The organism is Duganella hordei (assembly GCF_040369125.1).
In the GTDB taxonomy this organism is placed as follows: domain Bacteria; phylum Pseudomonadota; class Gammaproteobacteria; order Burkholderiales; family Burkholderiaceae_D; genus Rugamonas; species Rugamonas hordei.
In genome coordinates this window covers 1-11,350 of record NZ_BPWI01000038.1, presented here as the reverse complement: position 1 = coordinate 11,350, position 11,350 = coordinate 1, and the positions used below count along the sequence as shown (strand labels likewise).

General features: G+C 58.2%; 9 protein-coding genes. 4 read left to right on the top strand and 5 right to left on the bottom strand.

Annotation, left to right across the window (positions count from 1 at the left end; genetic code table 11):
• The first annotated feature begins 346 nt into the window (after positions 1-346).
• The 4 genes from ABWW33_RS32810 (at position 347) to ABWW33_RS32795 (ending at position 3,352) form a co-directional block, all read left to right on the top strand.
• Positions 347-745 carry a hypothetical protein gene (locus ABWW33_RS32810; protein ID WP_353405601.1) on the top strand — a complete coding sequence of 133 codons (399 nt, stop codon included), beginning with the start codon at positions 347-349 and terminating at the stop codon, positions 743-745.
• Positions 746-843: 98 nt separating this feature from the next.
• Positions 844-1,305: an RDD family protein gene (locus ABWW33_RS32805; protein ID WP_353405600.1), complete on the top strand. Its 462-nt coding sequence runs from the start codon at positions 844-846 to the stop codon at positions 1,303-1,305.
• A gap of 78 nt (positions 1,306-1,383) precedes the next feature.
• Positions 1,384-1,725: a hypothetical protein gene (locus ABWW33_RS32800; protein WP_353405599.1), complete on the top strand. Its 342-nt coding sequence runs from the start codon at positions 1,384-1,386 to the stop codon at positions 1,723-1,725.
• A 133-nt stretch (positions 1,726-1,858) separates the two neighbouring features.
• Complete coding sequence (locus ABWW33_RS32795) at positions 1,859-3,352, top strand: hypothetical protein (protein ID WP_353405598.1); 1,494 nt, start codon at positions 1,859-1,861, stop codon at positions 3,350-3,352.
• Between the two features lie 279 nt (positions 3,353-3,631).
• Here the strand turns inward: ABWW33_RS32795 and ABWW33_RS32790 are convergent, their stop codons facing one another.
• The 5 genes from ABWW33_RS32790 to ABWW33_RS32770 form a co-directional block, all read right to left on the bottom strand.
• Positions 3,632-6,775, bottom strand: a complete 3,144-nt coding sequence (locus ABWW33_RS32790; protein WP_353405597.1) for an error-prone DNA polymerase — start codon at positions 6,773-6,775, stop codon at positions 3,632-3,634.
• A gap of 7 nt (positions 6,776-6,782) precedes the next feature.
• Positions 6,783-8,159, bottom strand: a complete 1,377-nt coding sequence (locus ABWW33_RS32785) for a Y-family DNA polymerase (RefSeq protein ID WP_353405596.1) — start codon at positions 8,157-8,159, stop codon at positions 6,783-6,785.
• A gap of 19 nt (positions 8,160-8,178) precedes the next feature.
• A complete protein-coding gene (gene imuA, locus ABWW33_RS32780) occupies positions 8,179-8,925 on the bottom strand; it encodes a translesion DNA synthesis-associated protein ImuA (RefSeq protein WP_353405595.1) in 747 nt (248 codons plus the stop codon).
• Positions 8,926-9,147: 222 nt separating this feature from the next.
• A complete protein-coding gene (locus ABWW33_RS32775; protein WP_353405594.1) occupies positions 9,148-9,444 on the bottom strand; it encodes a hypothetical protein in 297 nt (98 codons plus the stop codon).
• Between the two features lie 216 nt (positions 9,445-9,660).
• Positions 9,661-10,701: a hypothetical protein gene (locus ABWW33_RS32770; protein ID WP_353405593.1), complete on the bottom strand. Its 1,041-nt coding sequence runs from the start codon at positions 10,699-10,701 to the stop codon at positions 9,661-9,663.
• Positions 10,702-11,350: the final 649 nt, after the last annotated feature.

Genomic DNA, 11,350 nt, shown 5'->3' with positions numbered 1-11,350 from the left:
GTTTAAACAGTAGAGCAGTCAGTACGTAAAAAGGAGTATCCAACCACGATTGCGAAACATGCCGATGATGGCCAACAGGTCGAACCGGCGCTGGCAGAACCCGACAACGTCTGCGGCCTCCGAGCCCGAAGAAGCAATTGGGAGCCAGCGCGCGAATAGCCCATTATGGTCCTTGCCCGACGACGGGCAAAGCAGTTAGAGACCGAATATACGTGAGCAGTCGTACCTGAAAGTCAAAGACGGAATGTTTGCAAACGAGGAGGAGTCCATATACGGACGGATTCCAGTCTAGCGTATTGCGTCTCAGTTTCTTTGGTTTGGCATTCAGCTCAACAGAGGCAGTAACATGAAGTGTGAAAAATGCGGAAGTTTTGATTTTGATAGGCCAGAGGAAAAATCCGCATTGGAGATCTGGTATTGCAAAAAGTGTGGCAACGAAGTCCCAGTTCATTGCCACCACATTCCTGATTTGTCAGCGCTGCCAACGCATGAACTGTTTATCGGAACCGTCTCCATTAAATCAGAAGCAGAAGCCCTAAAATCTCTATTTAAGTTGAAAAAGGTGCTTGCATTCGCAGAGCGCTTTGAACCTTTGGGATTAGAAGAGCAGCATAGAGCGGGTAAACTTACATGGAATCTAGGGTATTTTTTGGACTTCGAGGTTGCTCAAGCTAAAGCAGAGTGCCTGCGTATTGGAGTCACCGCTGCGTTCTGTAAAGTGGAACGAATGGGCCGCATGCCGTAGTCGACAGTCGGCCAAGAACTGCCTTTCGATATCTTTTGATTGCTGAATTAGGCCATCAAATACCTTGACTCAACATTAGATCATTTAGGAGAGTTTAATTGTCTGTCGAACATAATCCGGATGTTGCCGCCGCTGCATCCATTCAGAGAGGGCGAATGCCGGGAGAGATAGCTTCTGCCGCCCGCCGTTTTTGGACCTACGTGGTCGATCTAATCGTGATATGGATAGGGATGTTTACTTTGCAGATCGCGTACGGCGTCGCCTTCGGGATAGATGCTCTTGAAACACTAAATGGCCCGAAGTGGTGGGGAATTTGCATAGCATTTTACTTTATCTACTACGTAACTTTTGAGGTGGTTTCCGGCAGAACACTTGGAAAAGTCTTGACCGGCACTCGCGTTGTGACCACTAATGGACTGACACTTTCCATACCTACGGCAATCGTACGTACGTTGTGCCGCTTCCTTCCTTTTGAGCCGATGTCCTTTTCACTGGGTGAGACCTGGTGGCACGACTCGCTCAGCCGGACGCAGGTGGTGCGTTCGCGCAGCGCAACCTAAAATTTCGCTCAAGTCGATGACGCTTCGCGGCCAATTACAGACCTTTATTCTCTACGCTCATAAAATAGCTTATTACGCATGAAAGCCCGTTCTTCCAGTTTCCTGCCGCAAGTACTCTGGCTGTTATTTGCCATTGCTGGAGCTTTATCGCTCATAATGATGTTCAAGGCCGGTTGTGCTGGCGATCCCAAAGGGGGATCCTATGGCGATCCAGCCAGTGTACTTGAGCTTGAAGGCTCCGCTTTTGTTCTACATATTTTGAGCGCTGCTTTTGGCGGTGTTGGGGTAGCTTGTATTTCCAAGTCTACCAATCGCGGCGCAGTAAGCGTCGCTTTTGCACTGCTCGTACTTATGCTCTTGTGGTTCGCCGGAATTCAGATCGAAGTATGGGGAGTTCACTCTTGCTTTACTCAGCCATGACCTTTCACGGCCATAAACAGACGGTCGACGTTTCCCCGTATTCCTGATAATTCAACCATGTCGCCGCTAATATTCAATACGCAACTTGGAAAGTAAAATCTTCCGCTTTTCATCCAAAAATTTAAGGAAAAAAATGTCACGCTGGGACGATGAATTTCGCAATCACCCTTTTCAGTCTTATTGGCAGGCACTTAAGTCCGAGGTGCCCAAACTGACTGTTGACGACATGACGATAGCGACGAACACTCAGGAAGTCGCGCGCCTGCGAAAAGTCATAGCATACTTAGATACTGTAATAGAAGCGGTTGATCCTGAATTGGTCCCTCCGTCAACGTGGAGCAACTTTGTCGGACAAGCAGAGGGGTGTCTGCAGCAGGTCAGAGCCTATATAAGTAATCGCGATATTGGCCATATTAATAATGCGAATGCTAACGCTGACAATTTGTTAAGTTACGTTAAACCATACATGGTCGCCCCCTCAGATGTGGCGAAAGCGGAAAATTCCGCCTTGCTTGCTTATCAACAGCAGGTTGAGTCACATCTGAAGGCAGTATCTGTAATGGCCGCAAATATTGGCGACGCCTCCCGAGCCGAATTGGATTCACTGAAGCAAAGCGCACAATTTGCGCGAGACAAGGCTGATGAAATTCGGGCATTAAGGGTTGTGCTATTGGAAGGCACTGGCGAACAGCCGTCGGCCGCAGCAGAAATTGAATTACTGCGCAGCAGAGCGCAGGCGGCAGAGAGCGAGATTCAGTCGTTTCAGCGACGACTCTTTGTTGAGAGCGACCAACCGTCAATCAAGTCTGCAGTAGATCAAGTGGTCAATGCGATCAACCGCGACGTTGAGACAATTCAGAAGACACTTCTGCTAACTCAAGGAAAAGTCAACGAATTGGACGTTTTCTATACCAAAATATTCGGTGAACCCGATGCGACCGGCAGCCCTATCAGTGGATTGAAGTTGGAGTTAGATCAGCGTACTAAGCAGTTGGCCCTATTTGAAAGCACTCAATTAGAAAAATATAATGCAATGTATACGCGAATTGAGACTCTATTGCCAGGCGCTACCAGCGCAGGTCTTGCGACTGCTTATAGGGCACTTACACGTTCTTTCAGTGAAAAGATTAAAATGAACACAAGGTTTTTTTATGCTGCGGTTCTCGCGATTCCAATTATTGCAATATTATTCTCTGTTCAGAGTTTTGCGATATGGCCGCTGGCAGTTTCGTTCACGCCGATCAAGTCCTATGACGAGTTACTCCGAATTTCTCTAGCTAAAATTCCATTCGTAGCCCCCCTAGTCTGGCTTGCCATCTTTGCTTCAATGCGGCGAAGCCAGTACGAACGACTTCAACAAGAATATGCTCATAAGGAGGCACTAGCAAAATCTTATGAGAGCTACAAAAGACAACTTGACGCCCTGCAGGTTCCGGATGTCGATTCGTTGAAAAAAGAACTTATAGCAAAGGCAATTGAGGCGGTGGCCTTCAACGCATCCACAACACTAAATGGAAATCATAGAGAAGCGTTACCAGCTGAAGCACTTTTTGATTTTATTCGGGACGAGAAGAACGTAGGCGTTATTGAACGATTGAAAGGTTTAGTTTCCTCTGAGAAGAAGTAATTTTTTAAGAGTGGCCGCTACCTGTTGCAACATCTTCCTAAACTAGCTATCGAGATTTTGACCCTATGTAACGACGTAGGTCGGACGTCCGCAACGGGGCGGAAGCGGACTCGAGTACGCCACGCAGCCATTACGCGGAATTTACGCAACCTGCTGCTATTCAGGCGAGTCCACAGGCGGTTCGGTGCCGGTAACCGGCATCCACTAAGCGCTCAACGTTTGCTTGAGTGTGAATCACCCCTATCAATGTGCCTCTGTAAGCGTAGGCGTTGGGCAGTGTTAGTGGAAATTACGGCTGCGTGTTTCGAGTTCCCCAAGCAGGTGCGTCAGGTCGACTAGGCGCTTGGCGACCAGGTGGCGCACGTTGTTTGCCATCTGCCATTGCCCGTACACGCCCAACAGGCGCGAGCCCATGACTTCTTTACGTTGCTGCTCGACGAGCTTGGGCCAGACGATGACGTTGACGTTGCCTGTCTCGTCTTCCATGGTGATGAAGACGACGCCCTTTGCAGTGCCCGGGCGCTGGCGCACCGTCACCAGGCCGCAGCCCCGCGCCAGCTGGCCATCGCTGTAGTGGTTGAGCACTTCGGACGGCATGAAGCGCATCGCATGCAGGCGCTTGCGCAGCAGCGCGAGCGGGTGACGGCCCAACGTCAGTCCGAGATGACGGTAGTCGGCCACCAATTCCTCCGCCTCAGAAGGCGCCTCCAGCTGCAGCGCCTCCTCGGCCACATGCGCTTCCCGCAGCAGTCCCTTGTCCGGCGTGCTGCCGGCCGCGCTCCACATCGCTTCCCGGCGGTTGCCGCTGATCGATGCAAGAGCGTTGGCGCTGGCCAGCAGCTTGAGCTGCGCGGCGTCCAGATCCGCGCGCAGGCCCAGGTCGTGCAGGCTCGTGAACGGCTCGACCGCGCGTGCCTCTTCGATGCGCCAGGCGGCTTCGCGCTCCATACCCGTGATGGTGTTCAGCCCCAGGCGAACGGCGTGCTGTGGCCGATCTGATGGCTCCAGCATGGCTTCCCAGTGGCTGATGTGGATGTCGACCGGCCGCACCTCGACGCCGTGTCGCTTGGCGTCCTGGACCAGCTGCGACGGGCTGTAAAACCCCATCGGCTGGCTGTTGAGCAGCGCGCACAGGAAGGCCGCCGGTTCGTGGCATTTGAGCCAGCTGGAGGTGTAGGCCAGCAGCGCAAAGCTGGCCGCGTGGGACTCCGGGAAACCGTACTCGCTGAAGCCGCGGATCTGGCCTGCGATGGAGGCTGCGAACTCCGGCGTGTAGCCGCGCTCGGCCATGCCGGCCATCAGCTTGTCCTCGAACTTTTCCAGGCCGCCCTTGCGCTTCCAGGCCGCCATCGCCCGGCGCAGCTGGTCGGCCTCGCCGGCGGTGAAGCCCGCCGCAACCATGGCGATCTGCATCACCTGTTCCTGGAAGATGGGGATGCCCAGGGTACGCGACAGCACGCCCTCGATCGCCTTGCTGGGATAGGTCACCGGATCGGTGCCGGCGCGCCGGCGCAGATAGGGATGGATCATGCCGCCCTGGATCGGGCCGGGACGGATGATGGCCACCTCGATCACCAGATCGTAGAAGGTGCGAGGCCGCAAGCGCGGCAGCATCGACATCTGGCCGCGGCTCTCGATCTGGAACACACCCACCGTGTCGGCCTGGCAGATCATGTCGTAGGTGGCCGGATCCTCGTGCGGGATGTCCTGCAGTTCGAAGCGCTCGCCGCGCAGCTCCGAGATCAGGTCCAGCGCGCGGCGCATCGCGCTGAGCATGCCCAGCGCCAGGATATCGATCTTCAGCAGGCCAACAGCGTCCAGGTCGTCCTTGTCCCACTGGATGATGGTGCGGTCCTCCATGCTGGCATTTTCCACCGGCACCAGGCGCGACAGCTTGGTGCGGGCGATGACGAAGCCGCCGGGGTGCTGGGACATGTGGCGTGGGAAGCGCATCATGCGCTCGGCCAGATAGGCCCACTTGTGGGCGATGTCCGATTCCGGATCGAAACCGCAGCTGACCATCCGTTCGGCCAGTTCCGTGCGTCCGCCCCAGCCGTGCGCCGCCTTGGCCACCTTATCGACAATTGAGAGATCGACGCCCAGCGCGGTGCCGACGTCGCGCAGCACGCTCTTTGGCTGGTAGCTGGTGACCACCGCCGTCAGCGCCGCTCGGGTACGTCCATACTTGTTGTAGATGTACTGGATGACTTCCTCGCGCCGCTGATGTTCGAAGTCCACGTCGATGTCGGGTGGCTCGTTGCGCTCCTTCGAAATAAACCTCTCGAACAAGAGCGTGCCGCGCGCCGGATCGACTTCCGTCACGCCCAGGCAAAAACAGACGGCGCTGTTGGCGGCGGATCCGCGTCCCTGGCACAGGATCCTGTTCGCGCGCGCGAAACGGACGATGTCGTACACGGTGAGGAAGTAGTTTTCGTAGGCCAGTTCGGCGATCAGCTGTAGCTCGCGTTCCAGCAGATCCTGCACGGTGTCGGGAATGCCGTGAGGGTAGCGCCAGTGGGCGCCGATGTAGGCCTGCTCGCGCAGGTAGCTGGTGGGCGTGTGTCCCTCCGGCACGATCTCGACCGGATACTCGTAGCGCAGCTCGTCGAGCGAGAACCTGCACAGGTCGGCCAAGCGTATCGTCTCGTCGAGCATCTCGCGCGCATACAGGTTGCCCAGACGCACGCGCGAACGGAGGTGCTGCTCCGCGTTGGAGGCGAGCCGGTAGCCGCAGCGCGCCACTGGCACGCCATGGCGGATCGCGGTCATCGTATCCTGCAGCGGTTTGGCCGAGCGCACATGCATGACGACGTCGCCGGTGGCCACCACCGGCAGCGCCAGCTGCGCGGCGATCGCCAGCACCGTTTGCCGGTGTTCCTCGTCGCGCGAGCGCAGATGCAAGGTGAGGGCGATGCGCGCGCGTCCGGGCGCGTTCTGCAGCAGCCACGCGGCATGGCGTTCCAGCACGGAGGCATCCTCTCCGTAGCGGGGCAGCAGCACTAGCTGGCAGTCCGGCATGCCACGCAGCTCTGCCAGGTCCGGCGGCGGGGCGGCGATGTCGCGCGGACGTATCAGGTAGCTGCCTTTCTCCGCGCGCCGGCGGCCGACGGTGATCAGCTCGCACAGGTTGCCGTAGCCGTTCCTGTTCACGGCCAGCACCAGCAACTTGAACGGCGGGCTGCCGTCCTCCGGCGTCACCCACATCTGGCTGCCGATCACCAGCTTCAGGGCAGCCTCCTTGGCCGCCTGATGCGCCTTGACGACACCGGCCATCGTGCACTCGTCTGCGATCGCCAGCGCATGGTAGCCCAGGCCGGCGGCCCGCTCGACCAGCTGTTCGGGCGCAGAGGAGCCGTGCAGGAAGGTGTAGTGGCTGACGCACTGCAGTTCCGCGTAGGCCGGCAGGATGGAAGGAGTGGCCATGAACGTGTCAGCCGAACAGGCCGTGCAGGTACCAGCGCGCATCGCGGGTGCGATAGATCCAGTAACAGGTGGCGTCCGTTCCCTGCGCGACGTAGTAGTCGCGCACCACCGTCTGGTTGTCCCACCATCCTGCCTCCAGGCGCTCGGGACCGCGTATCAGCCGTAGGGGGCTGCCGTAAAACGGCCGCTCCTCGCGCATGATCAGCGCGATCGGCTTCGGCAGCACCCAGCAGGGGCGGTCCAGCAGCTCGTCCTCTTCCTGCAGCCCCTTCCTCGCCTGCGTCGCCGGCTGCCAGCCGTTGCACTGTTCCGGACGATGGTCCGGCGTAAAGGCCGGGGTCATCACGTTCTCCGGTCCCAGCCTGGCGGACAGCAGCTCGAGCAGGCGCTTGAAGTCGGTGGGCGAACCGCCGGGCTCGGGGAACAGCTGGTCGGTCGGAGGCAGCATCGGCTGCAGCTGATCGGCCCGCAAAGTCAGGCCGATCACCGGCGCCGCCAGTTCCATCTTGGCCAGTCGCTCTTTCAACAGCCGCAGCAGGTGCTGCTCCTTCCACGCGGGTTCGGCCAACGCAATTTCCAGCGGCGTCGGGGCAATGGCCGCGCGCCCACGCTCATGTTCCAGCAACAGGGTAAAGGTCAGCACGGCCAGCTGGCGCGCCGTCAGCCAGCCCGTCATCTGCAGGATCAGCGCGGTCGCGCCCACCAGCAGCGCCTCGGCGTGCTCGATGCGGTCGAAGGTTTCGACATGGGCCGAGAAGGCGTCGGGGATGGCGATCCAGTGGTGCATTTCCTGCTGGTCGCCGTAGGCCTGGTCGAGTGCCGCCAGCAGCAGCTTGCCGGTGCGGCGCAGCAGGCCTGCGCGCGGCAGGCGCCGCAGGGCGCCCAACTGTTTGGCGCCGATGCCGTCGAGCCAGACCGTGAACGGCTGTGCGGCAGGCTCCAACGTGCACGCCAGTTGGTCGAGGCGCGAGGCGAGGGTGCGCAGCCGCAGACAGCGGCGGTGCGGCGGTCGCTTGCGCTCATGCGGTGCATGCGCCAGCAGCCAGGCACCGTGGGCCGTTGGCGCGGCGCCCAACACCGGTGTAAACCCCAGCCGCTGGACGCTGTGACCAACCAAGCGGCACAGCGCCAGTGGGCCGCCGAACAGGCGCAGGCTGGCACCGACATCGAGCGTCATGCTGAAGTCGGCGTCGAACGCCACCTCCGGCGTAAACTGCAGCAGGGCCAGCGCGATCGCGTCGAGCGCGCGCGCCTCCTTGGCCACATCGCGCTCCAGCATGGCGGTGTCGGGGGCGATGGTGGCGACGCCGCTACTGCGCATGCCCGGCTGCACGCCTTCGCGTCGCGCCGATGGCGACGCGATCAGGACCTGTCCGCCGTCCATAACCGCGTAAGCACCCGCTTCAGACCAGGACGGGCGCAGCGTTTCGAGCGGTAACAACGGCAGGTACAAACTTAACAGCAGGGGCGTTTTCATGATGCAGAGGGTGACGGCCGGCGGGCATGTCGGGTAATGGTACGAACAGGGTTTCGTCGGAGGCGGGGCCGCGGCGCTTGAGCACTTCAATTGCGACCCCACCCACCGCCGGCCGCAATCCGAGCCGAAGCGGTGCCGGCGATGCTTCGCCGGCGCAGGCCATCGGGCGCATCAGCCAGAACCAGGTGTCCGCGGACTGCGCCGCGAGATTGAGCCGCCGCAGAGATTCCGGACGCACGTTGGTCTGCCACAACACGACCGCGCCGCAGCTGCCGTTTTTGAGTATCTGTTCGGCGGTCCACAACGCGTCGCCGGAACCCGACGCGCGTACCCACAGCAGTCGGCTGGTGTCGATGCCCAGTTTCCTGAACGCCTTGGCTTGCGGAAGGTAGGGCGGCTGGACCAGGGCGATCCGCTGGCCCTCCGACAGCTTGCACAGAATCGGCTTGAGCAGCTGCAGCTCACCGATGCCGGATTGCTGCAACAGCAGTTCGACCAGCGTGGAGCGCGGCCACCCTCCATTGGGCAATTCATGATCCAGCATGGCATGACCGGTTGGGTGTCCCGGCACGCGCGATACCGCCAGTTCGCTGGCCCGCCAGACATCAGGCCACGCCGACGGCGGACTGGCGTTGAAGTCGGCTGGTTGCTGTTGCAGCGCTTGGCAGAGCATGATTTTGTTAATAGTTTAAACTGTATGGATGTACAGTATAATCCATGCCCCGGGGCTTTGCGCAAGTGCTTTTTGCTTCCGTGCAGAAATAGGCAGGCGCCGCGTTGCGGACCTGTCCACGCCCCCAATGGGGAGGTGCGGAAACGGTGTGGCGTTTCTGTGGCGGCGCCGGACGTACAGCAGCCTGAGGGGATAAAAGGGCGTTCGTGGGGGGGCTTGCTTTTATTCATGCACCTGAGGTCTGAGGTGCAGTGGAACGGAAAACCGGATCAAGGAAAATCCATGATTAAGCCGCCGCACGTCCACCACGGGGATCGCATCCCGCGTGGCCGGGATGCCCGTAGCGGCCGGCAACCGGATGCCAAGCTCGCGAACGGCTTGTTGCCGCATCAGCGCCAGGCTCATTGATCGGCTGCTGGCCACCACCGGTCCGGTGCGAAGGCGATCAAGCTGGGAATTCCGACTGCCACCAGAAGATACTAAGAGGCCTTCCAGGCGCGTTTGCTGATCCAGGCTCATTCCAACTCCGAGCGTGCGCCACAAGCGCTCCTCGACGCGGCTGCGCAGGCGCGTGACGTACCTTTCAAGCGTCGTACAGCCTGGCAGCAGCACCTTGTGTGTCACGGAGCCACGTTAGTGCGCTCGAACAACACGCTCGGCCGGTCGGTGCGGTCCAGCAAAGAGCGTACAGCCAGCCGCCGGAACTGGCGGTGCCAAGGCAAGGACGGCCACCACTCAATTATCCCTACCCATTTTCACTCTCACCCCACCGATGACGACTGCTGTGATTGGGCGGTTGATCACCAGTCGATCACCCATCTTCCCGTTATTATCATGGCTCGGGCACGAGCCAAGCATATATCCCTCAGTCGACTTTGCCGTAACCGCGACGACCGTGGCCACGCCGATTCCCTGCAAACTCAAAAGATAGGCGGTACAGGGGGAAACTTTCTTGGGCCCGGCTTCCAGGACGATGGTGGTAGGCTCGAACGTGAAGTCGTTGCTTGCTTTGTTGACTACGACCAGGGCCGTTCCTTGCGGTTGTGTTTCGACCCCGACTTTCAGGTTTCTCGTTTCGCCACTGTACATTCCGAAACGTGAACCTTCGACCTGGGCAGATTTTCCAGTATTTCGGGACTGATCCTGAAGGACCTTATGCAGGCCGACCAAGTACTCTGCGCACTCCGATTTTTTTGAAAAGATGCTGAAAGTCTTCTTATTCTGGTTCGGAAGCGTTACTGTCAGGCTCGCAAACCTGGGCGATAAAAACTTAAGTTCTGGCTGCATGTCGGCCATCCGCGCGGCCTGTTGAGCTGCAGTCGGAATCGCAGCTCCAGGGATATTGCCAACTGGCGGGAAAAATTCTGTTAGAGGACGGCAGGCATTCCTCGCACCATCTGCTACAAGCCACAATGGTGAAAGCTTGCGCTGCTCCGCAGCGGCCATCATATTCTGCCGAAAAGTCGCGCATGCTTTCGGGGTCGTCGCAAAAGCATAATTGTAGCCAGACTTCGAAGAGAAGACTTTTATCTCCCCCTCATCTGTCTTGTCCGTAAAGTCGAGCTTGACACCGCCTTGGACATTTTGCGCCAACGATGCCTCAGGACTTACATCGCTCGGTAGTGCAACGCACAGTTCCGCTAACGCCGCAGATTTGTCCATACGCACATAGAACCACTTCAGTTCAGTTGCGCGAACCGGTAACGCAGACGCAACAAGTACAAAGGCGAAAATCCAGCTTGCAGCCGCATCGAGATGCCATGCCGTCTTTTTCATGTTTATCTATTGCCAGTAAGAAAATTTACATTCTATCAATAGATATCGAACTAACATAGAACCTTGTTCGAAATCACAGGAAGCTGAACGTGCGACCCTCAAGCGCACGATCAGCTTATTGATTCAAGCTCGCAACGTGACGGACAAAAGCGGTTTTGAATTGCCTCGATCTCGTTTCCGAACACGCCCCACGCCGGCATCCGCGTCTCCAAGCTGGGCTACGCCAGTGTGCGCTAAGAAGTGGCACTGTACCGCAACGACGACGAACTTCCTGCAGCGGCCGGCCACTTCGTCCATATCTACGTTGAGCGCAGCAGCAACCGTTCAGTGCCGATTCCCGCGCTCGTGCGCGGCGTGCTTGAAACGATGTCGAATGCAAAAGCAAGTAACGGATGGTCGGGAAGTTGAAATAACTGCACTCTAGATGGCATTGAAACCTCCGGAGTCAGAAAAATGCTTATGCACAAAGTCATTGAACCAGCAATTCATTATTGGGGCACGCCGGTCGTATTGATCAGCACTTTGAATCAGGATAGTTGTAAGCGTCTTCTCAGCGCCGTCTGGACTGCCTGACCAGCGTCCGTCATGATCAAATTTTGGCACAGGATTTGTGCCCACAAATTTTGCTTATGGACACAAATTTTCAACC

Excerpts from the sequence above, each read along its gene's own strand:
- ABWW33_RS32810 (WP_353405601.1), top strand. The coding sequence starts at position 347 with ATGAAGTGTGAAAAATGCGGAAGTTTTGATTTTGATAGGCCAGAGGAA.
- ABWW33_RS32800 (WP_353405599.1), top strand. The coding sequence starts at position 1,384 with ATGAAAGCCCGTTCTTCCAGTTTCCTGCCGCAAGTACTCTGGCTGTTA.
- ABWW33_RS32795 (WP_353405598.1), top strand. The coding sequence starts at position 1,859 with ATGTCACGCTGGGACGATGAATTTCGCAATCACCCTTTTCAGTCTTAT.
- ABWW33_RS32790 (WP_353405597.1), bottom strand. The coding sequence starts at position 6,775 with ATGGCCACTCCTTCCATCCTGCCGGCCTACGCGGAACTGCAGTGCGTC.
- ABWW33_RS32785 (WP_353405596.1), bottom strand. The coding sequence starts at position 8,159 with ATGGACGGCGGACAGGTCCTGATCGCGTCGCCATCGGCGCGACGCGAA.
- imuA (WP_353405595.1), bottom strand. The coding sequence starts at position 8,925 with ATGCTCTGCCAAGCGCTGCAACAGCAACCAGCCGACTTCAACGCCAGT.
- ABWW33_RS32775 (WP_353405594.1), bottom strand. The coding sequence starts at position 9,444 with ATGAGCCTGGATCAGCAAACGCGCCTGGAAGGCCTCTTAGTATCTTCT.
- ABWW33_RS32770 (WP_353405593.1), bottom strand. The coding sequence starts at position 10,701 with ATGAAAAAGACGGCATGGCATCTCGATGCGGCTGCAAGCTGGATTTTC.